Annotated in this window: 24 protein-coding genes and 2 pseudogenes; 9 read left to right on the top strand and 17 right to left on the bottom strand. The window is 73.8% G+C overall.

Features of this window, described 5'->3' with window-relative positions:
* Positions 1–42 precede the first annotated feature (42 nt).
* Positions 43–801, top strand: a complete 759-nt coding sequence (locus tag BX286_RS32350; protein WP_261993572.1) for an ABC transporter ATP-binding protein — start codon at positions 43–45, stop codon at positions 799–801.
* A 14-nt stretch (positions 802–815) separates the two neighbouring features.
* On the opposite strand, the gene BX286_RS32345 is transcribed toward BX286_RS32350, so the two are convergent.
* The 12 genes from BX286_RS32345 to tsaD form a co-directional block, all read right to left on the bottom strand.
* A complete protein-coding gene (locus BX286_RS32345) occupies positions 816–962 on the bottom strand; it encodes a respiratory nitrate reductase subunit gamma (protein WP_185117345.1) in 147 nt (48 codons plus the stop codon).
* Positions 959–1,846, bottom strand: a complete 888-nt coding sequence (locus BX286_RS32340) for an SAM-dependent methyltransferase (RefSeq protein ID WP_187344243.1) — start codon at positions 1,844–1,846, stop codon at positions 959–961. The genes BX286_RS32345 and BX286_RS32340 overlap by 4 nt, the downstream gene beginning before the upstream one ends.
* Before the next feature lie 2 nt (positions 1,847–1,848).
* Positions 1,849–2,598 (bottom strand): ABC transporter permease, encoded by a 750-nt coding sequence (locus BX286_RS32335; protein ID WP_079423802.1) that lies wholly within the window; start codon positions 2,596–2,598, stop codon positions 1,849–1,851.
* 1 nt (position 2,599) lies between these two features.
* A complete protein-coding gene (locus BX286_RS32330) occupies positions 2,600–3,625 on the bottom strand; it encodes an ABC transporter ATP-binding protein (protein ID WP_121017229.1) in 1,026 nt (341 codons plus the stop codon).
* A complete protein-coding gene (locus tag BX286_RS32325) occupies positions 3,622–4,383 on the bottom strand; it encodes a type II CAAX prenyl endopeptidase Rce1 family protein (protein ID WP_079423806.1) in 762 nt (253 codons plus the stop codon). The genes BX286_RS32330 and BX286_RS32325 overlap by 4 nt, the downstream gene beginning before the upstream one ends.
* A complete protein-coding gene (locus BX286_RS32320) occupies positions 4,380–5,150 on the bottom strand; it encodes a CPBP family intramembrane glutamic endopeptidase (protein WP_121017225.1) in 771 nt (256 codons plus the stop codon). The genes BX286_RS32325 and BX286_RS32320 overlap by 4 nt, the downstream gene beginning before the upstream one ends.
* Positions 5,125–6,489 (bottom strand): YcaO-like family protein, encoded by a 1,365-nt coding sequence (locus BX286_RS32315; protein ID WP_121017223.1) that lies wholly within the window; start codon positions 6,487–6,489, stop codon positions 5,125–5,127. Before BX286_RS32315 ends, BX286_RS32320 begins: the two co-directional genes overlap by 26 nt.
* Entirely contained in the window at positions 6,486–7,574 is a 1,089-nt protein-coding gene (locus tag BX286_RS32310; RefSeq protein ID WP_121017221.1) for a hypothetical protein, read from the bottom strand. The genes BX286_RS32315 and BX286_RS32310 overlap by 4 nt, the downstream gene beginning before the upstream one ends.
* A 3-nt stretch (positions 7,575–7,577) precedes the next feature.
* Positions 7,578–8,528, bottom strand: coding sequence for a SagB/ThcOx family dehydrogenase (locus tag BX286_RS32305; protein ID WP_187344242.1), 951 nt, complete (start codon positions 8,526–8,528; stop codon positions 7,578–7,580).
* Between the two features lie 356 nt (positions 8,529–8,884).
* On the bottom strand, positions 8,885–9,670 hold the full coding sequence (locus BX286_RS32300) for a metallophosphoesterase (RefSeq protein WP_079423816.1): 786 nt from the start codon (positions 9,668–9,670) through the stop codon (positions 8,885–8,887).
* Positions 9,667–9,927 (bottom strand): BON domain-containing protein, encoded by a 261-nt coding sequence (locus tag BX286_RS32295; protein ID WP_079423818.1) that lies wholly within the window; start codon positions 9,925–9,927, stop codon positions 9,667–9,669. Before BX286_RS32295 ends, BX286_RS32300 begins: the two co-directional genes overlap by 4 nt.
* Before the next feature lie 199 nt (positions 9,928–10,126).
* A complete protein-coding gene (tsaD, locus tag BX286_RS32290; RefSeq protein ID WP_121017217.1) occupies positions 10,127–11,185 on the bottom strand; it encodes a tRNA (adenosine(37)-N6)-threonylcarbamoyltransferase complex transferase subunit TsaD in 1,059 nt (352 codons plus the stop codon).
* A 207-nt stretch (positions 11,186–11,392) separates the two neighbouring features.
* Between tsaD and BX286_RS32285 the strand changes: the two genes are divergently transcribed.
* On the top strand, positions 11,393–13,879 hold the full coding sequence (locus BX286_RS32285) for an MDR family MFS transporter (protein WP_121017215.1): 2,487 nt from the start codon (positions 11,393–11,395) through the stop codon (positions 13,877–13,879).
* 35 nt (positions 13,880–13,914) lie between these two features.
* Here the strand turns inward: BX286_RS32285 and BX286_RS38125 are convergent.
* Positions 13,915–14,046: pseudogene (locus tag BX286_RS38125) on the bottom strand (hypothetical protein); the annotation flags it as partial.
* 428 nt (positions 14,047–14,474) lie between these two features.
* Here BX286_RS38125 and BX286_RS36185 point away from each other — a divergent pair.
* The 3 genes from BX286_RS36185 (at position 14,475) to BX286_RS32265 (ending at position 18,226) form a co-directional block, all read left to right on the top strand.
* Positions 14,475–14,747 (top strand): hypothetical protein, encoded by a 273-nt coding sequence (locus BX286_RS36185; protein WP_148710318.1) that lies wholly within the window; start codon positions 14,475–14,477, stop codon positions 14,745–14,747.
* Positions 14,748–15,261: 514 nt separating this feature from the next.
* Positions 15,262–17,256 carry an ABC transporter ATP-binding protein gene (locus BX286_RS32270; RefSeq protein WP_121017794.1) on the top strand — a complete coding sequence of 665 codons (1,995 nt, stop codon included), beginning with the start codon at positions 15,262–15,264 and terminating at the stop codon, positions 17,254–17,256.
* A gap of 79 nt (positions 17,257–17,335) precedes the next feature.
* A complete protein-coding gene (locus tag BX286_RS32265; RefSeq protein WP_187344241.1) occupies positions 17,336–18,226 on the top strand; it encodes an NUDIX hydrolase in 891 nt (296 codons plus the stop codon).
* A gap of 2 nt (positions 18,227–18,228) precedes the next feature.
* Here the strand turns inward: BX286_RS32265 and BX286_RS32260 are convergent.
* Positions 18,229–18,543: pseudogene (locus BX286_RS32260) on the bottom strand (dienelactone hydrolase family protein); the annotation flags it as partial.
* Positions 18,544–18,712: 169 nt separating this feature from the next.
* Positions 18,713–19,234, bottom strand: coding sequence for a DM13 domain-containing protein (locus BX286_RS32255; RefSeq protein WP_398898848.1), 522 nt, complete (start codon positions 19,232–19,234; stop codon positions 18,713–18,715).
* 237 nt (positions 19,235–19,471) lie between these two features.
* Here BX286_RS32255 and BX286_RS32250 point away from each other — a divergent pair, with 237 nt between their 5' ends.
* The 4 genes from BX286_RS32250 (at position 19,472) to BX286_RS32235 (ending at position 22,806) form a co-directional block, all read left to right on the top strand.
* The gene (locus BX286_RS32250; protein ID WP_079423828.1) at positions 19,472–19,834 is read left to right on the top strand and encodes a DUF1304 domain-containing protein; all 363 of its coding nucleotides are present in this window, start codon (positions 19,472–19,474) and stop codon (positions 19,832–19,834) included.
* A gap of 5 nt (positions 19,835–19,839) precedes the next feature.
* The gene (locus tag BX286_RS32245; RefSeq protein ID WP_079423830.1) at positions 19,840–20,397 is read left to right on the top strand and encodes a TetR/AcrR family transcriptional regulator; all 558 of its coding nucleotides are present in this window, start codon (positions 19,840–19,842) and stop codon (positions 20,395–20,397) included.
* A gap of 194 nt (positions 20,398–20,591) precedes the next feature.
* A complete protein-coding gene (locus BX286_RS32240; RefSeq protein ID WP_121017209.1) occupies positions 20,592–21,527 on the top strand; it encodes a RimK family alpha-L-glutamate ligase in 936 nt (311 codons plus the stop codon).
* A 16-nt stretch (positions 21,528–21,543) separates the two neighbouring features.
* Positions 21,544–22,806 (top strand): MFS transporter, encoded by a 1,263-nt coding sequence (locus BX286_RS32235; protein WP_159036882.1) that lies wholly within the window; start codon positions 21,544–21,546, stop codon positions 22,804–22,806.
* A gap of 78 nt (positions 22,807–22,884) precedes the next feature.
* Here the strand turns inward: BX286_RS32235 and BX286_RS32230 are convergent, their stop codons facing one another.
* Both BX286_RS32230 and BX286_RS32225 read right to left on the bottom strand, forming a co-directional pair.
* Complete coding sequence (locus BX286_RS32230) at positions 22,885–24,063, bottom strand: M6 family metalloprotease domain-containing protein (RefSeq protein ID WP_121017205.1); 1,179 nt, start codon at positions 24,061–24,063, stop codon at positions 22,885–22,887.
* A 61-nt stretch (positions 24,064–24,124) separates the two neighbouring features.
* Entirely contained in the window at positions 24,125–25,390 is a 1,266-nt protein-coding gene (locus BX286_RS32225; protein WP_100864666.1) for an alpha/beta fold hydrolase, read from the bottom strand.
* Positions 25,391–25,507 lie beyond the last annotated feature (117 nt).

The following is a 25,507-nucleotide window of genomic DNA, read 5'->3' as shown; positions in this document are numbered from 1 at the left end:
GATGCGCAAATGCGGTCGGAAGTCCGAAGCGGGGGGAGCACGGTGACGGAACACCAGCACACGACGACGGTCGCGGTGGCACAGCAGGAGGACGGCACGCCGATCGTGGCCGCCGAGGAGGTGCACCACAGCTTCGGCAGCGGCGCGCAGACCGTGCACGCCCTGCGCGGGGTCTCCTTCGAGGTCCGCCGCGGCGAACTCACCGCCCTCCGGGGCCGGTCGGGCTCCGGCAAGACCACCCTGCTCAACCTCCTGGGCGGCCTGGACACCCCCACCGGCGGCCGGATCACCCTCGACGGCACCGACCTGGCCACCCTCGACGAGGCGGGCCTGCTCGCCCTGCGCCGGGACCGGATCGGCTTCGTCTTCCAGTCCTTCGGGCTGATCCCCGTCCTGACCGCCGCCGAGAACGTGGGCGTGCCGATGCGGCTGCGCCGCGTCCCCGCCAGGGAGCGCGAGGAGCGCGCCCGGACCCTGCTCGCCCTGGTCGGCCTCGCGGACCACGCCGACCAGCGCCCCGGTGAGCTCTCCGGCGGCCAGCAGCAGCGCGTGGCGGTGGCCCGCGCCCTGGCCAACGACCCCGACCTGATCATCGCGGACGAACCCACCGGCCAGCTCGACCTGGAGACCGGCCGGTCGATCATGGAGCTGCTGCGCGCGGTGGTGCGCGGCAAGGGGGTGACCATCCTCGTCGCCACCCACGACCCGAACCTGATCGAACTCGCCGACCGCGTCGTGGAACTGCGCGACGGCCGCATCGTCGTTCCTGGCGCGGACGCCGCGGCGCCCGCCGCCGGGTAGGGGCCGCGCGCGGGTCAGCGGGCGACCCGCGCGCCCGCCCTGCTGCGGCCCCCGGCGGCCCCGCGGGAGCGGTAGACGACGTAGGGGCGGAAGACGTTGTCGAGCGGCGCGGTGAAGGCGTGGACGAGCCGGCTGAACGGCCACAGGGCGAACAGGGTCATGGCGAGCAGCGCCGCGATGCGGGGGTACGCGTCGGCCGGCAGCCGGGGGCAGGCGCACTGCGGCTCAGCCACAGCACGCCGTCCGGAAGCCGGCCGGTCGTCCCGCTTCCGCGGGCGGGTGGCCGGGCCGTGGGCAGGGGTTCGAGGTGTGTGCAGTGCCAGCCGGTGGTCTCGAAGGCGTCGAGGTCGGGGAGGCCGTGCAGGGTCAGGGGCGTTCCGGCGGAGCGGGCGGCGGCGGTGAGGGTGCGGGCGGAGGCCGGCGAGAGGACGTCGCAGATCCACGCGCCGCCGGCGCCGGCCACCTCGGCCGCCGCGGCCGCCAGGGCGCGGACCTGGCCGGCGGTGAGGTAGGTGAGCAGCCCCTCGGCCAGGAGGAGGGTCCTGCGGCCCGCCGTACGGGGCCGCAGGAGCGCGCTGAGGGCGGCGGGGTCGCGCAGGTCGCAGCGCAGCCGTTCCACCGGGACGCGGGCCGTTGCGGCGGGCAGCAGGCGGTCCTTGAGGTCGAGGACGGCGGCGCGGTCGACCTCGATCACCCGGCAGGAGGCGGGCCAGTCCAGGCGGTGGGTGCGGGCGTCGAATCCGGCCCCGAGGTTGACGCAGACCTCCCAGGCCCCGTCCCGGAGCGGCCCGGACAGCAGGCGGTCGATCACCAGGGTGCGGGCGACGACGACGGACGGGCCCGCGGTGTTCCGGGTGACGCGGACGACGCGGTCCGGGCAGAGGCGGGCGAAGCGTTCGGCGTAGGGATCGCGAAGCGCGCCGTCCGGCTCGGCGCTCGCGCGGGCCCGGGCGAGCGCGGTGAGGTAGGCGGTGGCGGGGACCCCCTCGGGGGCCGGCGGGGAGGCGCCCGCCGGCCCGGGGGGCGGCGGGGAGGCGGCCGGCACCGCTACTCCCACCGGAACAGCCGTGCGGCGGCCGCCGTGCCCAGGACGACCACGCCGGCCAGTACGCCCAGGTCGAGGGCGACGTCGGCGGCGCCGTCCAGCCAGGCGTGCTGGAGCAGCTCGACGGCGTAGGTCGCGGGCAGCGCGGCGCTGACGGTCTTCATGGCGTCCGGGAAGATCTGCAGGGGGATGGTCGCTCCCGACAGGAAGATCATGGGGAAGTAGACCAGGTTGGCGATGGCCACCGCCGCCCGTTCGGACCGGGCGACCGCCGCCACCACTCCCCCGAGCGCGTACATGGCGAGGGCGCAGAGCACCAGGGCCCCGGCCGTCGCGGCCGCCGCCCCGGGGGTGGCCGGCAGGTGGAGGCCGAAGAACAGGTACCCGGCGGCGACCAGCAGCAGGGCCCCGAGCAGGGTCAGCGCGAGGTTGACCAGCCCTTGGGCGACGAGGAAGGCGGACGCGTCGACCGGCGTCGCACGGAAGCGTTTGAGGACCTTGCGGTCGCGGTACTCGGCGAGCCCGAGCGGGAAGCTCATCAGCCCGGTGACGGCGACGACCAGGACCAGGTAGGCGGGCACCGACATGTCCACCGTCCCGCGGCCGTCGAACTGCGCGGACGGCTCGTTGCCGTAGATCCCGCCGAACATGCAGAGCATCAGCACGGGGAAGGCGAGGGCGAAGAAGACCGGGGCGAAGTTGCGCCGCATCCGCCGCCATTCGAACCGGACGATCGGCCACAGCACCGGCATCTCAGGCCCCTTCCTTCGTGACGGTGGCGCCGACCAGCCGCAGATAGGCGTCCTCGAAGCCCGGGGTACGGCGGCTCACCGCCGACGCCGGGAGTCCGGCCCGCGCCACCAGGCGCACGATGCGGTCGTAGTCGGCGGGGTAGCTGCCGGCGAACTCCGGCCGGTCCGGCGCTCCGGGCAGCCGGGTCAGCCCGAGGCCGCCGAGCTGCTCCTCGATCCCGGCGGGCCGGCCGGTGCCCCGGCCGGGGTCCCCGAGGTCGACCAGGAAGGTGGACGGGCCCGCGTGCGCCTCGGTCAGCTTCGCCGGGGTGTCGAGCGCGACGAGCTCCCCGGCCCGCAGCACGCCCACGCGGCCGCACAGCGCCTCGACCTCGTCCATCGCGTGCGAGGTGAGCAGCACCGCGATCCCGCGGGCGGCGAGGTCGAGGACCGAGCGCCAGGTCTCCCGGCGCTGGTGCGGGTCGAGGCCGGTGGTCAGCTCGTCGAGGACGACCAGGCGGACGTCGCCGATCTGGGCGAGGGCCACGGCCAGCCGCTGGCGCATGCCGCCGGAGAGGTCGGCGATCCGGCTGCGGCGGCGGCCGGCGAGGCCGAAGGCCTCCAGCAGCGCGGCCGCGGCACCGGGCGCCCGGTAGATGGCCTCGTAGAGGTCGCACAGCTCGCCGACCCGGGCCCGGCTGGGGAACTGGGACTCCTGGAGCTGCATGCCGAGCAGGCGGGTGACCGCGTCGCGGTCGCGGCGGGGGTCGTGGCCGAAGACCGTGACCCTGCCGCTGCGGACGGGCCGCAGGCCGCCGACGGCCTCGACGACCGAGGTCTTGCCCGCCCCGTTCGGCCCGATGAGCCCGAACACCTCCCCGGGGCGGATCCGGAACGAGACGTCGCGGACCGCGGTGAACGTGCCGTAGGCGACGGTCAGCCGGTCGGCGTGCACGACGGCGCCCTCCCCCGCCCCCGGGGCCGGTCGCGATGCGGCCGCCGCCGGGTCGGCGGACGGCTGGTCGGCGGACGGCTGGTCGGTGGTCACAGGCTGAGCCTCCCGGGGGTGGTGCGCGCTGCCCGGGTCGGGGAGGCGCTGAGGTTGGTGTAGAAGCCGGCGAACGACATGTGCAGCACCAGGGCGGGCAGCACCCCGCCGGTGGCGAGGGTCAGCAGGCCGCCGACCGCGCCGAGGACGAGGCTGGAGGTGCCCAGCACGTACGCCTGGGTACGGGTGGACACGAGGGCGACCTGGCCGGCCGCGAACAGGCAGGTGCTGAACGCCAGGGCGAAGGCGGGGCCGCTGCCCAGTGCCCCGAGCCCCAGCAGGACCACCCCGCGGAAGAGCACTTCCTCGAACAGCGCCGCGGCCGCCGGGACGGTCCACCGGTAGTGCCGGGGCAGGGCGAGGACGGAGGCGATCCACTGGATGCGGGCGATCTCGCCGGGGACGTCGGTCCGCGGGCGCAGCCGGTAGAGCAGGGACACGCACAGGATGGTGCTGCTGGAGGTGCCGAGGACCGCCAGCAGCAGGGCGAGCGCGGCCCCGGGTCCGGGAACGGTGAACAGCCGGCCGGGCGCGAGGGGCGTGGACGCCAGCAGCGCCGCCAGGGCCAGGGCGCCCAGGACCAGGTACACGAGGGTGCCGAACACCGCGAAGGCCGCCTCCGGGCGCAGCCGGGTCCGTCCGGCGAGCCACAGGGCCGTCCGCCGGCGCCGTGCCGGATCGTTGAACGGCAGCCGGTACAGGGCCAGCCAGACGGCGACCGCGCCGGTGGTGAGCGCGGCGAAGGCGGGCACGCTCATCCGGCGGCCCCCCGTCCGGCGGCGGCCGCGCGGGCCCCGCGGTCCCGCTGCCGCTCCTGGCGGACGCCCAGGGCCAAGACCGCCCCGTTCTGCGCGAGGTGCGCCACCAGGGGCACCGCCAGGCTGCCCGACACCAGCATGAGCAGTCCGAAGACCACCCCGGACAGGGTCTTCTGCGCCACGGCGAGTCCGCCGAAGAACAGGTGTCCCCCCGCGTACGCCACGGCGGCGACCACCACCGCGACACCGGCCGGCAGATGGAGGCGTTCGTGCAGGACGCCGATCCACAGGCCCCGGTACAGCAGTTCCTCGGCGACCGCGGTGGCCAGGACGGATGCCGCGTACCCCCCGCCCGCCGCGCCGCCGTCACGGTGCACCGCGAGCCGGGGCAGCCCCGCCCCGGCAGCCAGCCGGGGCACCGCGCCGACCGCGAACTCGCCGCCTACCAGCGCCGCTCCGGCCAGGGCGGCGGCCGGCAGCCAGAGCACGCCGGGCAGCGCCCCGGGCAGTGCGCCGGTCAGCCCGCCGGTCAGCCCGCCGGTCAGGGCGTCCGGGAGGAAGCCGCCGTCGGCGGCGACGGCGAGGGCCGCCGCCGTCACCACCAGGTAGGCGGCGGGGACACCCACCAGCCCCCTCCGGACGGCCCGTACCCGGTCCGCCCCCGCCTTCGCGGCGGGGCCGAACGCCGTCGCGACGCGGATCAGTTCGGCGGGCGCGACGGTGGCCGCAAGCACCAGCAGCTCAAGGGAGCGGGTGGGGGACCACATGGGTCACACCCCCGTGCTCTCGTATCCGCGGGTGGCCCTTCGGCGGGAACCCGGGCAGGCACATGCTCAGCAGCTCCGGGATGACCGCCCGGACCACCCGCCACGGGGTGTCGGCCAGCTCCGGCGGGGTGAAGTCCAGGTAGCCGGCGAACTCGCTGACGCCGGCGAGGTCCTTCAGGAGCCGGCGGATCGCGGCCGTGTCGTCGTCGGCGTATCCGGGCAGTCCGGCGAAGCCGGTCCGTCCGTCCACGCGGCTCTCCACCGCGGCGAGTTTGCGCCGCGCGTCGCCGGGGGCGGCGAACCACAGCACGTTGGTGTCGAGGTCGGTGTAGGCCGAACCGGCCTGCGCGAAGTGCACGTTGGGCAGGTCGAAGACGGTGCTGAACATGCCGATCCCGAGGATCGCGGTCGCCTCGGCCGCGCCGCGCAGCAGCGCCCGCCGGGGATCCGGGTCGGCCTGGAGCCCGAAGGCGATGTAGGGCAGCTTCCCGTCCCGGCGCACCAGGGTCACCCCGATGTTCGGCAGCGGCAGTTCCGGCCGGGTCAGCAGGCTCGCCCGTACCTCGTACGGGCCGTCCGGGTGCAGGCCGGCCGCTTCGAGCAGCGCGTGCCCGTCCGCGTCGAGGTCGATCAGCGGCGCCTTGGCGCCGGTGTACCAGTTGAGGATGAACGCGTCGATCTGCACGGCTTCGACGAGTGCGCCGAGGAGCGCCTTGTCGAGGGACACGTGGGCCGCGGTCCCGGTCGAGAAGGAGGGGGTGAAGAGTTTGTCGGCCGCGCCCGGGTCGCTGCGGAAGCCGAGGAAGACCAGTTGCGCCGGCAGGTACACCTCCTCCCCGGGCCGGGTGAGCGAGGGACATGCGATCCAGGCGACCACGTCGTCCTCGCCCGGTGGTTCGGGCGCATACCGGTGCATCATCCGGGCGAGCTGCGCCTGCTGTCCGGCGTCGAAGACGCCCAGCAGCTCCAGGGGCAGGACGCGGTGCCGGGAGGACAGCGACCGGTACGAGGCGTACTCGATCCGGTCCGCGAACAGCGGCATGGCCATGATCGCCGCGTAGCGCTCCACCGCCTCACCGGTGAGCCGGGTCACCGCCTCCTCGTGGGTCGAGCCGTAGCCCGCCAGGTGGTACTGCATCTGCATGTGCGGGTCGTCCAGCGCCAGCCGGTGGTACTGGGGCATCGCGGCCGTGGCCGAGCGCAGGTACGGCTCGCCCTCCACGGCGGCGACCGAGACCAGCATGCCGGGCAGGATGCCGCCCTGGTTGCCGCCGATCCGCTCGTAGCGGGCGAGTGCGGCACCCATCCCGGGGTGGCCCAGGAGCGGGATGGCGCTCATCGGCCCCCTCCGAGCGCCTCGCGCACGTGCCGGTCGACGATCACCCGGCTGCTGAAGTTGATCTCCCGTACGACGTCCCGGGCGACGTGGCCGCAGGCCGGACAGGTCCCGATCCGCAGCACGTCCTGCGCCTGGATCTCGTAGGTGGGCAGGTAGATGCTCAGCGCCCGGCCCAGGAAGCGCGAGGTGCCGAGCGAGCGCAGCAGCACGGCCTCGTTGACCAGATGGGCGCAGACCAGCGACTCCACGCCGTTCGCCCGTCCCGTGCCGCGCGGGGCCGTGGCCCCGGCCATGGTGTGGTAGCCGATGTGGTCCTCCAGCCGGGCCAGGGAGCGCTGTTCGAAGCACTCCAGGCAGCCGGTGCGCGGACTGTCGGCGCCCACGACGGTGGCGAACGGGCCGTCGACCAGGCCGACGACCACCGGTTTCCCCAGGTGGCAGGCGAGCCGGTTGAGGCCGCGCAGCGCCAGGATCGAGGCCTGCCCGAGGTGGACCACCAGCGCGTCGCAGTGCTCCACGGTGGCGCTCAGCCGCTTCAGCGCGTCCGCCGCGGCCAGGCCGCCCGTCCCGGAGGTCAGATCGGCGGCGTGCAGCCCGTCCAGGAAGTCCGCCGGCAGCAGCTCCAGCGGCAGGTCCAGGGCCTCGGCCTGGGCGGCCACGTACGCGGAGGCGCTGGGCGAGTCCGCCGCGAAGGCGACCGTCGCCGCGGCCGGTTCGCCGGCGCCGTACAGGTCCAGGTTGCCGAGCAGGGCCCGGGCCATCTCCCCGCCGCGCTCGGACGGGCGGTCGTGGGCGAGGAAGCCGGCCTGGCGCAGCTCGTTGACCGCCAGCTCCAGGTTGGCCCGTTCGACCGGGGTCAGGCCGGCGGCGTCCGCGAACGTCCCGTCGGCCGCCTTGCCCGCCGCCAGCGTCTCGAAGAGCGCGGTCATCGCGGCCCGGACGGCCGCCGACTCGGCCCGCAGGTCGACGTTGACCTCGGAGAAGTTCCAGATCCCCCAGCGCAGCCGGATGACGCCCGGTTCCACGGCGAGCAGCCGGACCGAGGTGGCCAGGAGGACTCTCGAATCGGAGGGTGCGAGGGTCATGGCTCAGGCCTCTCCGTGTCCGAGGAGGGTCAGGTGGACCACGTGGCGCGAGGTGCCGTCGCAGTCGAGTGCCCGTTCCAGCGACTGCTTGTCGTACCCGCCCTGGTCGCAGCCGATCAGGCCGAGCGAGGTCCGGGCCAGGTGCACGTTCTGCGAGATCCCGCCGACCTCGATCAGCCCGAACACCAGCCCGCTGTCCCCGTACTTCTGCGAGTTGGAGTACAGGTCGTAGACGTAGACCAGGGCCAGGGCGGCCTTGTCCGCCTCCACGTCCTTGGTCTGCAACTGCCGTGCCAGCTCGACCTGCTGCGGCACCGGCCGGTACGGGAACAGGGTGTGGCTGTGCGGCTGGTACGCGTACGCGCCCGGGGCCAGGCCCTTCACGTGCTGGGCCAGCACCGCCACCCGGACCGGGTACAGCCCGCCGCCCGAGGGCGCGTTGCGCAGCGCCACCGCGGCCTCGCCGTCCTGGGCCGTCGGCACCGGCAGGCTGCCCGACACCCCTTGCGCGTGCCACAGCACCGTGGCCAGCTCCTCCAGCGACACCGGCTTCCCCGAGAAGCCCCGGCCGCTGCGCCGGCCGGCGACGGTGTCCGTCAGGCCGCTGCGCAGCCGCCGGTGCGGGGGCAGGGCGATCGCCCCGTCCAGCCGCTCCTGGAGGTCGCCGTGCGCGGTGGAGAGGACGGCGTCGTGGCCGTAGAACCTGGACACGCCCAGCTGCATCCCGAGATCGCGCCCACCGCGGCGGTGGTTGAGCAGTAACTCCTCCCCCACGAAGCCGTGCACGGCCGGACTCCAACGCCCCCGTACCACCGACTCCGGCGCCCGCACCACCGTCGTCGCGCTGTACATCGACACGGAGGTGTGCTGCTGGCCGAAGGCCGCCACCGTCGCCATATGGCTGTTGCGGTCCAGGTGGTCGGATACGGCTTCCTGCGAGTCCTTCAGTGACATCTCGGCCTTTCCTTCGACGACGGTCCGCGCTCGGGACGGCATGGACGTCGAGCGGGGCCGGCGACCCCGCCCGACACCGGCGGCTACCAGCTGCAGCAGGAGCTGCAGCAGCAGTTCCCGCCACCACAGGTGGTGCTGGCACCCGGAGCCACCTGGACGAACGCACCGCCCGTGGCGGTGCTCCCGACCTGGCCGGAGAAGCTCAGCATTGTTTCCTCACCTCCCATCGAGGACGCGAAGAACGAGGCCTCGACCCGCAGGCCGCCTGGAGCGTAGCAGCCGCCAAGGGTGGCGAGAAGCGGTCGCGCGCAGGCTCAACTCCCTTTGTTGAGAGCCCAGTTGAACATCCCTCGCGCTCACGCCCGACCCGGGGCCGCCGCCTGCCCGGAGGCCTGAGTGGCGGGCGACGGTGCTGCGGGGTGCGGAGTGAGGTGGTAGACGGCGTACGCCCGGTCTATGACCGGCATGGCCACGTTGCGGACCCTGACCCCGCCGGCCGTGATCCCGTGCTCGGTGCCCAGGTGGGCGTGGCCGTGGACGGCGAGGTCGGCGCCGATGTCGTCGATGGCCTCGGCGAGGAGGTAGCTGCCGAGGAAGGGGTGGATCTCGGGGGGTTCGCCGGCCAGGGTGTCCGGTACCGGCGAGTAGTGGGTCAGGGCGATCCGCAGGTCGGTGCCCGCCTCCGCCAGGGTGGTGAGGGCGCGGCGGAGCCCGTCGGCGCAGGTCCGGGCGTGCCGCATGAAGGCCTTCATCTCCGGTTCGCCGAAGTCGCTGCCGGAGCGGCCGGCGTATCCCCCGCCGAATCCCTTGGCCCCCGCCACCCCCACGGTGGTGCCGTGGAGGTCGAGGACGACTGCTTCCCCTTCGAGGACGGTCACCCCCGCTTCGGCGAGGACGGCGGTGAGCTCGCGCGGCTGGTCGCCGTGGTGGTCGTGGTTGCCGAGTACGGCCACGACGGGCACGGGCAGGCCGGCGACCTCACCGGCGACGACGGCGGCTTCCCGCGGCGTGCCGTGGCGGGTGAGGTCACCGGCGAGGAGGAGCAGGTCGGCGTGGTCCCCCAGGGTCTCGAAGGCCGGCCGGAGGGTGCCCTCGCAGCCCGGCGCGAGGTGGATGTCCCCCACGGCCGCGACGCGGATCACGGCAGGTCCTCCTCGCGGTCGGGCGGACGGGCGCTGACGACGGTGAGGTCGTGGCGCCATGCGAGCGGGTGCAGGGATTCCGCGGCGATGCGGAGGATCGTCTCGCGGCAGTCCGCGCTGGACACCGGCCCCCAGACGAGGACCGTGGGGCCGCGCAGCTCGACGCGGACCCCGAGTTCGGCGATGTCCTCCTGCGCCAGCCGCTCACGCAGGTGCTGGGCCCGGTACTCGGGCAGTGCGGGGTCATGGGGACTCATGTCGGGCCTGCTTTCCGGCCTCGATGGCTCGGTTGGCACGTGCCCCCGGCCACGCGGCACAAACCCGGGCGGCGGGCCCGCCGGGCGCCGGGCGCCACTCGCCGTCACCGGACGCGTACACAGCGCTACCGGTGGGGCAGGGGCCGCTGGACATCGACGCCCCTGGCCGCGTACCCGGGGTCGCCGGGGCCTCACGGCCTCACGCCACTCCCACGGCCGGCCGGGCGACGGGGTGCAGGGCGGCGTACTCCAGGGGCGCCGACGGGTCGATGGACAGGTCGAGCCCGCCGGGGTCCGAGCCGGCGCGGACGAGCAGGTCGCCGACGGCGGCGATCATCGCGCCGTTGTCGGTGCACAGGGTCAGCGGCGGCACGCGCAGTTCGACCCCCGCGGCCGCGCACCGCTCCTCGGCCAGGGCGCGCACGCGCGAGTTCGCGGCCACCCCGCCGACCACCACGAGCGTGCGCACGTCGTACGCGCGGCAGGCGGCGAGTGCCTTGCGGGTGAGGACGTCCGCGACGGCCTCCTGCAACGACGCGGCGCCGTCGGCCACCGGAATCTCCTCGTCCCTCAGGCGGTGCCGCTCGGCCCACCGGGCGGCGGCGGTCTTCAGGCCGGAGAACGAGAAGGCGTACGGGGCGTCGCGCGGGCCGGTCAGCGGGCGCGGGAAGGCGACGGCGCACGGGTTCCCCTCGCGGGCGGCGCGGTCGATGGCGGGTCCGCCCGGGTAGGGCAGCCCGAAGACGCGGGCCACCTTGTCGAAGCACTCCCCGGCCGCGTCGTCGACCGTGTCGCCGAGGTGGAGGATCGGGTCGCGCACCAGGTCCCGTACGAGGAGCAGCGAGGTGTGCCCGCCGGAGACGATCAGCACCATGCACGGATTCGGCAGCGGCCCGTGCTCCAGCGTGTCGGCGGCGACGTGGCCGGCGAGGTGGTGCACGCCGTACAGCGGCACCCCGGCCGCGTACGCGAGGGTCTTCGCCCCGGCCAGGCCGACCTGGAGCGCACCGGACAGGCCGGGGCCGGTGGTGACGGCCACGGCGTGGATGTCACGCAGGCGCAGCCCTGCCTGGTCCAGCGCCGCCTGCACGACGGGGCTGAAGGCCTGGAGGTGCGCGCGGGCCGCGATCTCCGGCACGACACCTCCGAAGCGCGCGTGCTCGTCCATGCTCGACGCCACGACATGGGCCAGCAGTCTCCCGCCGGACACGATGCCCGCACCCGTCTCGTCGCACGACGACTCGATCCCGAGCACCACCGGAGCTGCCACTTCAACCTCTTTCGCACATGTAACGCAATTGCATATTGTGTGCAATAAGGTACTCCGTCGGCGCCCGCCCCCCGTTCGCCGGGTCGCCGTCGAGGAGGCGGAAGCATCACACCGCTGCGGCGTACCCGGGCGCCGTCGTGCGCAAGATTCGCCTACGCCCGCCGCCCCGCCGGACAGTTGGCATACTTCGTCCCCGTGGACCAGTTGATCGCAGCAGACCCGACCCACATCGGCCCGTACCGTCTGATCGCCCGGCTGGGTGAGGGCGGCATGGGTCTGGTGTATCTGGGCCGTTCCGAGGGCGGGCGCACCGTCGCGGTGAAGGTCGTACAGGCCGAGCACGCCGGCCATCCCGAGTTCCGCAGGCGCTTCGCCCGCGAGGTGGCCGCCGCCCGGCGGGTGGGCGGGGACTGGACGGCAGCGGTGCTCGATGCCGACCCGGAGGCCGCCGTGCCGTGGGTGGCGACGCAGTACATCCCGGGACCGGACCTGCGCACCGTGGTCGCCGAGGACTTCGGGCCGCTGCCCGCGTACTCGGTGCACACCCTCGCCAACCGGCTGGCCGTCGCCCTGCGGGCCGTGCACGAGGCGGGCCTGATCCACCGTGACCTGAAGCCGTCCAACGTGCTCGTCACCGTCGACGGCCCCCGTGTCATCGACTTCGGCATCGCGCGGGCGATGGACAGCCTCACCGGGGACAGCCTGCACACCCGCACCGGCATGCTCATCGGCTCCCCCGGCTTCATGTCTCCCGAACAGGTCCGCGGCCGCGAACTCACCCCCGCCAGCGACGTCTTCTGCCTCGGCGCCGTCCTCGTGTACGCCTCCACCGGACGGCTCCTGTTCGGTGCCGCCGACTCCGGGCTGAACGCCCACCTCTTCCGGGTCGCCGAGGAGGAACCGGACCTCACCGGCGTTCCGCAGCCGCTGACCGCACTCGTCCGCGCCTGCCTGGAGAAGGACCCCGCCGCCCGGCCGACCCCCCAGGAGGTGGCCGACCGGACGGCGGTCGAACAGGCCGGGGAGTGGCTGCCGGGCACGGTGCTGGCACAACTCGGCCGCCGTGCCGCGAGGTTGCTGGACTGGGCCCCCGAGACACCCGCCGGGGAACCCGCCGCGCTGCCGGACCCCCGTATCCCCTCGGTGCCGCGCCAGCACCAGCCGGAGCCCGGGCCGCCCCCGTACGCGCCCACGACCCCGGCCACTGCCGCGGCGCGGTCCGTCCCCGCGCGGGGCTTCGGGCCGCCCCCGGCCGCCCTCCCCGGCCCGGCGGCCCCGCACCCGAGGCGTTGGTGGGGCCTGGGCGTGATCGCCCTGACGCAACTGCTGGTACTGCTCGACGTGATGGGCTTCAGCATCGCCCTGCCGACCGTCCAGGCCGATCTCGGCTTCGCCGGCGACGGCTGGAACCCGGTCACGGTCTACTTCCTCGCCTTCGCCGGGCTGCTGCTCGTCGGCGGGTACCTCTGCGACCTCGTCGGCGCCAAGCGGACCCTGATCACCGGCGTGGCCGGCTTCGCGGTGGCCTCCGTCCTCTGCGGCTCGGCCGGCGAGCCCGGTCTGCTGATCGCGGGGCGCGCCCTGCAGGGCGCCTTCGCCGCCTTGCTGACACCGTCCGCACTGTCCCTGGTGTCCACCGGTTTCCCCGACCCGAGGGAACGCGCCCGGGCCTTCGGGATCTACGGGGCGGTCGCGGCCGGCGGCGGGGCGCTCGGGCTGTTCGCGGGTGGCTGGCTCGCGGAGCTGGCGTCCTGGCGGATGTCTCAGTACGCCGCCGTCCCGCTCGCGGCCCTCGCGGTGACCGGCGCTGCCACCCTGCTGCCGGGCCGCCCGTCGGACGATCCTGCCCGTTCCGACCGGTTCGGCGTGCTGCTCGGTTCCGGCGGACTCGCCGCCCTGGTCCACGGCATGGACGAGGCCGGGCGGCTCGGCTGGACCACTCCCCTGGCCCTTGGCCTCCTCGCGGTGGGCGTCCTCCTGCTCATCGCCTTCCTGTGGCGGCAGACCAGGACGTCCGGCACCCCGTCGGCCGGGCACCTCAGCTGGGACGGCCACCGCGTCGGCTGTGCCCTGGCGATGGTCCTGACCGGCGCCGGCCTCCTGACGCTGCTCCCCGCACTCACCGTCTACCTGCAGTACGTCTTCGGGGCCGGCCCTGCCATGACCGGGGGGATGCTCCTGCCCCTGGCTGCCACGGCCGGCCTCACCGCCACGCAGGTCTCGGCGCGCCTCCAGCACCGCACCGCGCCCCGCGTGCTGATCGTGTCGGGACTGGTCATGGCCGCCGCCGGGACGCTGGTCCTCGCCGTCGCCGACGCCGGCAGCGGGTACGGGCCCCATGTGCTGCCCGGCATGCTCCTCGCCGGATCCGGCGGCGGTCTGGCCCTCGGGCCGCTCTTCTCCACCGCCACCTCCGGCGTCGCCCCGCAGCACTCCGGCGCGGCCTCGGCGGTCGTGCTCATGGCCCAGCAGGTGGGCGAGGCGATCGGCGGGGCACTGCTCGTAACCCTCGTCAGCGCCCGTCTGGCCGCTTCGTCGGACGAGAACCGGTCCGAGCAGATGCTGCGCGGCTACACCGACACCCTCTGGTGGGCGGCCGGCGCCCTGCTGCTGGCGGCGCTGGTGGCCGGCCTGCTGGTCAAGACCCGGGCCCCCGGGCCGGCCGGCGCCAACGCCAGGTGACCGGCGCCGGCTGGTCCGGGCCCGTGTTCGCTCGCGCCCCGCAGCCGCAGGGCCGCCGCCTCCTGCGTGGACGGGACGCGGGGCGAGTGGATGCCCCGGACACCAGGGCCGGCTTCGCGCGGGTAGCCGTGCCCGGCGAGCCCCCGCGCGACCTGCATGCGGCGACGGCGAGGGCCTGGAACCCCCGACCTACCCCGCACCCGACGTACGCCTGGCGCGCCTCGCCGGCGCGGTTGGCCTCACGCCCACGTGGCCGCCCACCGAGGGCTTCCTCGACGGCCTCGCGGAGCTGACCGGGCTACGCACCCACGACTTCCTGCTCGTCGCGGAACTCCCCGTACCCGAAGCCGCGTGGCTCTTCGACGGGACGGCCGGCGCTTCCGGTTCCCTGGTGTCGCGCTGCCTGGCCCTGCCCGTGCCGGGCCGGCAGCTGTTGCGTACCCGTGCGCGTTCCATGACCGCGCCGGCGAACATGCTCACTCCGTGGAAGCCCCGCCCGTACGAGCAATACCCACCGGGCTTCGGCTCGCTCCTGCTCCGGATGCTCTCGCTCCGTAACCTGAACTGGTTGGGAACGGCCAAGGTGATGTGTCTGATGTCCGGTGTCTGCAAGGCGGCTTCGACCATCGGCGCGGTGGGTCGAGGGGCCAAGCAGATCGATGCGGAGATGCTCGACGGCTTCGCCGCGACGCTCGGCGTGCCGGTCGCCGTACTGGCCGAGCTGACCGGTGTCCGCCGATCGGCGGAGGGCAGGGAGCTCACACCCGCTGTGGTCGACACGGCCGCCCTGCTCTGGGAAGTCCGGCACTTGACCTGGGACCAGGAGAGCCGGCTCACCGAGTACGCGGAGGCACTGGGCGGGGAGTGAGGCCGTCCCGCTATGGCTGTGAGAGCGTCCCTTCGTCGAGCCGGCAGAGCTGCCGGAGGAGGAGAACCGCCCAGGGCGGTCCGAAACGGGTGCGGACCCCGGTCCGCCGGGGACCGCACCCGGGCGCCCCAGCGCAGGGCGATGGTGTCGCCCATGTCGGGCCGACAATCCCCCGGCCGGGTGACACGACCCTGTTCGAGCGAGTTTCAGCGCCGCCACCTCAGGCACGCCAAGCCCCCCAACGCCGACCAGAACATTCGTTCACCGTCCGCCCCGGAACCGACCGTGACTCGCCCGATCGGGAGCCGTTCTTAGAGCACCAGTACCAGCCGTGCGCCCATCCGGAGGACCCCGTGCATCCCCTGCCGATCCGCCCCGAAGCTCCTGCCGCAATCGAACATCCCCAGTCCACCCCGTGCCCGCGAGCGGCAAATGGCCGCCCGGTTGACGCCCCCTCCTCCCGTGGCCGCGACCGACGACCGGATGCCGGGAGGGCCGCGTGAGCAAGGGCACCATGACCGGACCCGGCACCGCGACGGTGTCCGACTCCGAGCGGCTCCTCTTCGGTGGCGAGCTCGCCTACGACATCGGCTGGGACCGGCACGAAGGCGCCTGGCTGAAACTCGGGCTGTGGACGATGGCGAAGCAACTGCCGCGGTTGGTCGGGACCGGCCTGCGGCTCGCGCGCCTGGCCGACGCCCGCGCTCTGCGGGTGGTCCTGGCCTCCGAGGCCGGCCGTGGTGTCGCCCAGGCCGTGGGACTGGTCGCCGTGAACCGTGTCCTCGGGCACATCCTCGCCGGCGGCAGCACCAACGAGCGCCTCACGCAGGCGGTGCCCGCCCTCACGGTCGTGGCCGTGACGGCGTTCCTCGGTTCGCTGCTGCGGTCGGCGTCGACGGCGGCCACCGGAGCCCTGGAGCCGAAGGTGCAGCGTGTCGCGACCGAGCAGTACCTGGGGCTGGTGCACCGTACGGAGCTCGCAGCGATCGAGGACGACGAGTTCCACCGGCTCCTGGACGCAGCCCGGTACGGGGCCGACTCCGCCCGGCGCATGATCCGCTACTGCACCAACACCCTCAACTCCGCTGTCTCCCTCATCGCCGCGGCCGGCGTGCTGACCGTCCTGCACCCGCTGCTGCTGCCGCTGCTCGTCCTGATGACCCTGCCGAGCGCGTGGAGTTCGCTGATGATCTCCCGCCAGAAGTACATCTCCTTCCACGCCTTCGTCCAGCACGCCCGGGCCGGGCACCTCCTCGGCCAGCTGCTGACCCAGAAGGAGGCGGCAGCGGAAGTCCGCGTCCACGGCGTCGGCCCGTTCCTGCTGGGCCACTTCCGGACCATGGCCGAGACCAGCGAGCGCGAGCAGACCCGGCTGGCCCGCCGCGCCGCGCGGATCGGACTGGTCGCCGACGGCGCCGGCGGCGTCGCCACCCTCCTGACCTACGGGGCCCTGGGTGCGCTGCTATGGGGCGGGGCGATGGAACTCGCCGTCGCGGGCACGGCCGTGCTGGCCATCCGTACCGGCGCGGCGAGTCTGGACACCCTGGTGCTGCAGATCACCGAGCTGCACCAGGAATCGCTGTTCGTCGCCGACTTCGAGCGACTGTGCCGGGAAGCGAGGACCCGGGCCATCTCCGTGGGCGGGGTCCCGCTGCCCGAGCGGTTGCGGGAGGTCCGTTTCGAGAAGGTCACCTTCACCTACCCCGGCAGCGGCGCCGAGGAGCCGGCGCCCACGCTGCGCGACGTCAGCCTGGCCTTCCCCACGGGAAAGATCATCGCGCTGGTGGGCGAGAACGGCTCCGGCAAGTCCACCCTGGTCAAACTGCTCGCCGGCCTGTACCTGCCCGACGAGGGAGGCGGGACGATCTGGTGGGACGACGTCGACGCCGCAACCGCCGACCGCGACCAGGTCTTCGGACGCGTCGCCCTGATGTCGCAGGACTTCTACCACTGGCCGTTCACCTTCCGCGTGAACGTCGGCATCGGCCAGCCCGGCCACGCCATCGACGACCCGGCGGTGGAGAGGGCCTCCGCCTTCTCCGGGGCCGACGAGGTCCTCGCGGACCTGCCCCGGGGGCTCGGCACCCTGCTGGCACGGGGCTACCGCGGCGGCCACCAGATCTCCGGCGGCCAGTGGCAGCGCATCGGGATCGCCCGCGCCCGGTACCGGCAAGCCGACATCCTGATCGTGGACGAGCCCACCAGCGCCCTGGACGCGGTCGCCGAGCAGCGCGTCTTCGACCAGATCCGGGCACTCGCCTCGACCACCGGGCAGACGATCGTGCTCATCACCCACCGCCTCCACTCCGTACGTCACGCCGACCTGATCCACGTCCTCAAGGACGGCCGGGTCGCGGAGTCGGGAACCTTCGCCGAGCTGATGCATGAGAAGACCGGCACCGGTGACTTCCGCGACGCCTACCTCGTCCAGGCCGCAGCCTTCGATGCCTCCGTACCGGCGCAGGCCACCGGAGACCACGACGCACCGGCCGCAAGGGACCGCTCCTGAGCACCGGCCCGTCCCCGCTCGTCTGCCGCCGGCCGCCCTGCCGGCGCGTCCGCCGCACCCCCACCTCAAGGAGCCTGTGATGACCCTGACCGACGACCCCCGCGGGACCGCCGCGCTGCTCGTCGACTCCCGAGGCCGCTACCTGCTGCACCTGCGGGACGCCAACAAGAGGATCTGCGACCCGGGGACGTGGAGCATCCCGGGCGGCGACCGCGAAGGAGCGGAGTCCTCCCGGGAAGCGGTGGAGCGGGAACTGCTGGAGGAGACCGGTCTGGTGGTCCCGCTGGAGGAGTTCACGGTGGTCGACAGCCGGGGCCCCGACGGGGTCAAGGGCAGGATCCGCGTCTACCTCGGATCCTGGGACGGCGACGCCGACAGCCTGCCGTGTCCCGAGGGCATCATGTTCCGGCACTTCGACGCCGGCACCATCCGGTACCTGACGATGTGCCCGTGGACGAAGGAGGTCATCGACCTCCACCAGGCCCAGGCCCCCACCCTCGCCCCGGTCCCGGTGCAGACCCGTAACGGAGGGCGGGCGCGCCTCAACGTCGTGGGCGTGCACCTCTACCTGGAGCAGGGCGGCAAGGTGCTGCTCGGCCTGCGGCACCCCGACTCGGCGTTCGCGGCCACGACCCACCACTTCCTCGCCGGGCACTGCGAGCAGGAGTCCGCCGTCGCCTGCCTGGTCCGCGAGGCGCAGGAGGAGGCCGGCATCGACGTGGATCCGGCCGACGTCGAACTCGTGCACGTCGTGCACGTGGTGGACCATCCCGGCGGCCGGCCGCGCATGCAGCTCGTCTTCCGCGCCCACCAGTGGACCGGCACACCGCAGGTCCGCGAGCCGGACCGCTGCGTGTCCTGGGACTGGTGGCCCGCCGAGGCCCTCCCCGACCGGATCGTGCCCTACACCCGCGCCGCGATCGAAGGCATCCGGGCGGGCCGCACCTACACCGAACTCGGCTGGACCTGACAGTCGACGCCCGCGGCCTGCATCTCGGCGGTGAACGCGTTCCGTTGCGCGGGCGGCATGATCGGGTCTTCCGACCCGACGGCGGCTATCCGGTCGGGATCAGCGAGCAGCGGCATGCAACGGGCCAGCGTCTCCTCGGGGTCACCCAAACAGCGCCCGCCGTGAAGGTCGAAGGCCAGCGCTACGTATCCCAGCTCGGCGAGAGCATCGGCCCTGCGGCGCTCGACCTCGCTGAGCCCCATGCCCTCTGGGCCGAGCAGCACCGCGGGCCGGCGGTCGACACCGGCCGGGAGCGCGAGGTGCCCGATCCTCGTCACACCGTCGGCCGGATACTCGACCGTACGCGTTGCTCCGACTGGCCGTGGCCCTGGCGGTACTCGCCGACGGTACTCGCTGAGCGTGGCGTCCGCTGCTGCGCCGGCCGACGGGGTGCCTTGGCCGTCGGCCTCGTCATGGCAGCATCGCCCCTGCCGCCCGGTCGGGGTGTCAGGGCGCGGTGAGGGCCGCGGCGCCGAAGGAGACGTCGAAGCGGTCGCACCAGATCGTCACGCTGGTGTATTCGGAGAGCTTCACACCCGCCGGGATCGGGTAGTTCTGATCGCCCTTGTTGCCCTTGAGCTTGCCCAGGCTGAGGTACTTGCCGTCGTCGAACACACGCCAGCCCGCCACGCCCTCTTTCACCGGGGCGTCGGTCAGCCACACACGCAGGTCCGGCCCGTTGCTGGTGTCCAGCCCCTCCAGCCGTAGGACGTGCGAGCCGTCCGCCAGCCGGACGACCTTCACCGTGCCGGTGGTGGTGTGTTCGTGGCTGATCAGGTGTCCGCCGGAAACGGTCTGCGGGCGGTCGGCGGCCGGGGGCGCGACCGCCGCCGGACCAGGCGCCGACGCAGACGATGCCGCGCCGGGCAGCGCCTCACTGATCGCCTGGTCCTGCCACAGCTTCCATGGCTGGAACCAGTACAGCCCCGCCGCCACCAACACCACCGCCAGCGCCGCCGCTCCGGTCACCAGCGGCCCGCTCCGCCTGCCCCAACGTCCCACGACCCGCCCCTTCGTCCGTACTCAGACACGCATTCAACGGCATCCCGGACCCCGCGGCCACAGGTCCACCCCTGACGGAAGTCTTACGGCGGACCGGGCGGCCGCCGGACCCACAGCCCTTGCGGTGGGAGATTGACATCATGGACAGCTGTCCAGTTATTCTGGACACCTGTCCATTAATGACGAAGGGGCGGGGTCACGCCGATGGAGACGACCGCGACGGTGCTGGTGGGCCTGGTGGCCGTGCTGCACGTGTATTTCCTGGTGCTGGAGATGTTCCTGTGGGAGCGGCCGCCCGGCCGCAAGCTCTCCGGCTTCGACGCGGAGCTCGCCCGCGCGACCGCCGGCCTCGCGGCGAACCAGGGGCTCTACAACGGATTCCTGGCGGCCGGGCTGGTCTGGAGCCTGTTCGCCGGGGACCCGACCGCCTTCCGGGTCCGGGTCTTCTTCCTCGTCTGCGTGGTGGTCGCCGGGATCTACGGCGGCCTCACCGCGAACCGTCGCATCCTGATCGCGCAGGCCCTGCCCGGGGCCCTGGCGCTCGGCGCCGTCCTGCCGGCCGGGTGAGGGGCGTGCCGGAGGACCCCCGCACCGAGCGGACCCGGGCCAGGCTGCGGCAGGCCCTGCTGGAGGAGTGCGGGAGCCGCCCGCTGGAGAAGGTCGGCGTCTCCGCCGTCGCACGCCGGGCCGGCGTAGGCCGGGCCACGTTCTACCTGCACTACGCCGACCTGGAGGCGCTCGCCGTCGACACCTGCGCCGAGATCGTCCGGGAGGCGGTGGACGCCCTGCACGCCTGGCGCGGCGTCCCCGACCCGGCGAGCCCGCCGCCCGCCCTGGTCGAGTTCTTCGACGGTCTCCCCCGGCATGCCGGGCTCTACCGGGAGCTGCTCCGCCCCGGCGGCGGCGGTCCGCTCGGCCACGCCCTGCACCGGGACCTGCGGGCCCGCAGCCGGGCCGAACGCGCCCTGGCCGGCGCACCGGAGCCCGACCTCATCGCCTCCGCCGTGGCCTCCGCCTTCGCCGGGGTGCTCGCCGACTGGCTGCACGGCCTCATCGAGGCTTCCCCCGCCGAGATCTCGGGACGCGTCTGGCGCCTGCTGATCAGCCTCCACCGCACCCCCCTGCCGTAAGCGCCGGTCACCCCTGCCTGAGCGTCTGATGGGGACCCAACCCGGACCCCGGCCTGCGCCATCTGAGTGAGACCCAGGGCGTTCTGCCTGCCATCGCCTGATATGGGCAGGGCTTGGTAGGGGTGGCGGACTGTCCGGCGGCCTGGTGATCGGGAGGATTCGGGGTGTCCGTGGCTGGTCGTGGTGCGAGGCGTATGGATGTGGCGGGCCGCGGGGCCGATGTGTGGCTGGTGCTGGGTGCCGGTCTGTCGCGGCGGCCGGTGACCGGGCTGATCAGGACGGCTCTGGAGGAGGAGTTCGGTGACCGGTTCGCTGTCGTGAGCAGCGGTGAGCTGTTGATGGGGGCCGGGCCGGACGGCCTGACGTTGCGTGGTCGGGACGGGTGTGTGGTGGCGGCTCCCCGGGTGGCGTACGGACGTGTGTGGACGCCGGGAACGGAGGTGGGCAGGGAGGTCTCGCTGTTGCGGCACCTGGAGGCGATGGGCAGTGTCCTGCTGAACCCGGCGGATGCGGTCCTGGCCTGTTTGGACAAGTTCTGGCAGGTGCAGCGGCTCGCGGCAGCGGGTCTCGCGGTGCCGGAGACCTTCATGGGTGCGGGTGGCTCGCTGGATGCGGTGACCGGTGGCGGGATACCGCAGCCGTGCGTGGTGAAGGCGGTGCGGGGGCACCGCGGCGAGCAGGTGTTCCTGGCGCCGGACGCCGACACCCTCCGGGCTGTGCACGACGGGCTCGCACCGGAGGCCGCCTGTCTGTTCCAGGAGTACGTGGCGTCCTCCCACGGCCGGGACCTGCGGGTGGTGGTCGTCGACGGGCGTGCGGCCGGGGCGGTCGTGCGTACCGCCAGTGGAGGGGAGTTCCGTTCCAATCTGGCTCTGGGCGCGTCCCTTGCGCCGTGTACCGGCCGGTACCCCCAAGGTGAGGAGCTAGCGGTCCGGGCCGCCGCCGTCATGGGGCTCGGGGTCGCGGGCGTGGACCTGTTGTTCGCCCCGGACGGCGACTTCACGGTCTGCGAGGTCAACGCCAACGCCGGCTGGCAGCCCGAGATGAAAGAGGTCGCCCCCGCGCTCGCCGCAGCCTGCCGGCGTCGTCTCACGGCTGGCGGACGCCGAGACGCATCGTCGGACCGATAGGCGGAGGAGCCCGCCCGTGCTTGTACCCACGCCCCGGCTGCACCGGTGGCCGCTGCTGAAAAGCCCGGCCTTCCGGCTCTTCGCCCTCGGCCAGACGGCATCCAACACCGGGACATGGATACAGAAGGTGGCCCAGGACTGGCTGGCCCTGCAACTGTCACACGGCAACGGCACGGTCCTGGGCATCACCACGGCCCTGCAGTTCCTGCCCCTCCTGCTGCTCGGCCCCTACGGCGGCGTCCTCGTCGACCGGCACTCCACGCGCCGGATCCTGCTCGCCTCCCAGACGGTCATGGCAGCCCTCGCACTGGTCCCCGCCCTGCTCGTCGCCACCGGCACAGCACGCCTGGACACCCTCTACGTCCTGGCCCTCGCCCTCGGGCTCACCATGGTCGTCGAGAAACCGGCCCTGCAGGCCTTCATCGGAGAATCCGTCGCACCCGGCCAGCTCGTCAGCGCCCTCGCCTTCAACAGCGCCGCCCTCAACCTCGCCCGCATGGCCGGCCCCGCGCTCGCCGGCCCCCTCATCGTCCTCTTCGGCCCCGGCCCCGCCTTCCTCGCCAACACCCTCTCCTACCTGACCGTGATCGCATGCCTCCTGCGCATGGACCCCCGAGCCGGCCGCCCGGCCCCGCCGCTTCCCCGCGCCCAACGGCAAGTACGAGAGGGCCTGCGCTACGTCCGCGACCACCGCGAGCTCGCCCTCACCCTGGTCCTCGTCGCCGTCGTCGCCGCGTTCGGCATGAACTTCCAGATCACCACCGCGCTGATGATCACACGCGTCTACCGGGCCCCGGCCGCCGTGTTCGGGCTCGGCAACACCGCCCTGGCCGCCGGCTCCGTCATCGGCTCGCTCCTGGCCGCCCGCCACCCGCGGGTGGCCGGCCGCCGACTGGCGGCCCCCGCCCTCGCCTTCGGGACGCTGGAGACCGGTTGCGCCCTGATGCCCGGACCGGTCACGTTCCTCGTCCTGCTCGTCCCGACGGGAACGGCGCTGCTGGTCTTCCTCACCGCCGCCAAGGCCCGCCTCCAGCTCGGCGTCGGCGACGGCATACGCGGACGGATCATGAGCCTGTACCTCCTGGCCACCCTGGGCACCACACCCCTGCTCGCCCCGCTGATCGGATGGATCGCACAGAGCGCCGGCCCCCGCACCGCGCTCGCCCTGGGCGGCGCCGTATCCGCCGCCGCGGCCATCACCGTCGGCCTGCTCCACCCACACCCGCCCACACCCCCGGGATCACACCTCAGCCGGCCGGCACCCGCCGGCCACGCGTGATCGGAACAGACCCCGCAGGTCCTCCGGCCGCCAGGGTCGCTCGGGACCGCGTGAACGGCGGTCGCGCCCGGACCGGGTTCACTCCTTGCTCAGCCGCACCGTGTCTCCCGTGCGTCCGCCCGCGAGGACGTCGATGCGCACGCCGGACGCGGGGTCGGTGAAGCTCTGTCCGGGTGCGTACGCGGCCAGGTCCAGCGGGGCGCAGCCGGCGGGCGGGGGCACGGCCGGGTTCGCGTTCATGATCCGCACCGGGCCCTCGCCGGTCCGGGCAGCGGAGTCGACCCGGTAGATGAGGACGCCGCTGGAGCAGGCCGCCGCGTCGTTGCCCTCGGCACGGCGGGATTCCGCCACGTACGCCGTCGTCTCACCGGTCCGCAGCACGGCGATCTTGGTTCCGCCGGGCCGTTCCACTGGGGTCAGCCGTACCGTCCGGCGACCGGACGCGGGCAGGCAGGCCACCTGGTCGTCGCGGGTCCAGCCGAGCTTCCAGGAGTGCCAGCCGAGGTACTGCGGGGCGTGGCCGGCGATGTCGCCCATGAGGTCCCAGCCGCCCACGTACTGGTGGGGGGCGCCGGTGAACGCGTACAGGTCGGGCAGCCCGAAGGTGTGGGCGGTCTCGTGGGCCGCGACCTTGGGGCCCCAGTGCCACATGTCCTGCCCGAAGGTGACGGCCCATTTGAGGCGGGTGCCGTCGGCGGTGATGCCCGGCGTCGCCGGGTCGTACAGGTAGGTCGGTGAGAAGGGGATGGCGGTCGCCGCCTTGGCGGGGACGACGTAGACCATGTCGTAGCGGGAGAAGTCCGCGTAAGGGTCGGCGGCCGTGATCGCGTCGCGGAGGTACTTCTCGTGGGCCTCGAAGGTGAGGCCGCGCGCGAAGCCGTAGGAGGTGGAGTCGGCGGGCATCCGGATCCAGCGGTGCAGCGGGGTGTTCTCCAGCCGCAGACGGCCGTGGCTCGCCCGGCCCATCCAGTCGGCGGCCGGGGCGAGGTGAGCGGCGTACGGCTCGGTGGAGTCGGTGGCCGGGGCGTCGGGAAAGTCCACGTACAGCGTCAGGACGCGGCGGGTTCCGGTGGCGGGCTGGAACTGGGTCCGGTCGGTGTCATGGCCCTCGTCCGTCCAGCCGGTCCGGCCGGGGAGGGCGCAGCCGGCGGCGGGGTCCGGCGGGCCGGGGGCAGCGGCCGCGGTGGGGGCGGAGAGGCAGGAGACGAGGGCGACAGCCGCGGGGAGCGGCAGCAGGCGGCGGAGCGGGTTGGTCATGTCTCTCCCGTCGGAGGCAGGTTGAGGGGTGCGAGGGAGGGTGGAGGAGGGAGGGGAGGCCCTAGGCGCGGCCCGCGGCCAGGTCCATCAGGCGGGACAGCACGCGGCCGCCGGAGGCGGTGACGCCGTCGTGCTCCCATTCGTTGGTGACCCATACCCGGGTGGCGCCGACCTCGCGCGCGGTGCGCAGGGAGAGCCCGGCGTCCACGTACATGTCGTCGTGGTAGACGAGTGCGGCGAGCGGGACCCGGTTGGCGGCGAGGCGGCGGGGGTCGTACAGCGGTGGCCAGTCGGTGCGTTCGGCGAGCAGGTCGACGGCGTCGGCGAAGGGGCGCAGGCCCTGGATCTCGCGGAACATCCAGGGGTAGATCATTTCTCCGGTGAGCAGGAGCGGGTCGGCGTCCTCGGCGAACTCGGGGAAGGCCGCCAGGGCCCTGGACGCCGCCCAGCCCGTCGGCCCCGCTCCCTGGCCGTACAAGCTCTCCTGCATGACGGCGAAGAGCGGGTTGTCGGTGAAGCCGGTCAGTGTCATCACCTGGTGCAGGAACGTGTCGGTGGGCTTCGCTTGCGCGTCGAGGGATTCGTCGAGCAGCCAGTGGATCCGCTCGAAGCCGTCGCCCATGCCGAGGACGAGGCCGAGCGTGCGGAGGCGCTGGGGGGTGAGCCGGTCTCCGTCCGGCAGGCGCACATCGGTGGCGGTCAGCAGGCGGGCGATCTCGCGCAGCCGGGCGGCGTCGTCGGGGTAGCGGGCGTAGAAGTCCAGGACGCGGTCGCGCACCCGGGGGTAGGTACGGGCGTAGACGTCGTCGGCGGTGGCCGAGAGGCCGGGCAGGCCGCCGGTCACGTAGCACGCCCGCAGGCCTTCGGGGGCCTGGGAGAGATAGGTGAGGGTGATGAAGCCGCCGTAGCTCTGGCCGAGGGTCTCCCAGGGCTCGTCACCGCACAGCTTCCGGCGGATCAGTTCGGCGTCCGCGACGATCGAGTCGGCGCGGAAGTGGCCGAGGTGGTCGGCCAGGCCGGCCGGTGAGGCGAAGCGGGCGGCCGCGCGGGCGGTGACGGGTGCGGAGCGGCCCGTGCCGCGCTGGTCGAGGAGGAGGACCCGGTGGGTGGTGAGGGCCTGGGGCAGCCAGCCGGGTGAACCGGCCGACGGCCTGGGCGACTTGCCGCCGGGGCCGCCCTGCAGATAGAGCAGCCAGGGGAGTTGCCGGTCCACGTGGCGTGCGTCGGTGACCTCCCGGGCGAAGAGCTCGATGGTCGGTCCGTTCGGGGCCGTGTGGTCCAGGGGAACGGTGAAGACGTGGTCGGCGGTCGCGTACGCGGGGTTCATGAATCCCTTTCGCGGCCGCATGGCCGCACGGTGACGTGTGACATCGCGGGACAGCATGGCGCGACCCAACCGGGGCGGTGGAGCCCTCACTTACCCATAACTCCGCGCTATGGAGGC

Source organism: Streptomyces sp. 3211.6 (assembly GCF_003634815.1).
Taxonomy (GTDB): domain Bacteria; phylum Actinomycetota; class Actinomycetes; order Streptomycetales; family Streptomycetaceae; genus Streptomyces; species Streptomyces katrae_A.
Note: the sequence above shows the minus strand (reverse complement) of the source record. Positions and strands in the feature narration are given on the sequence as shown.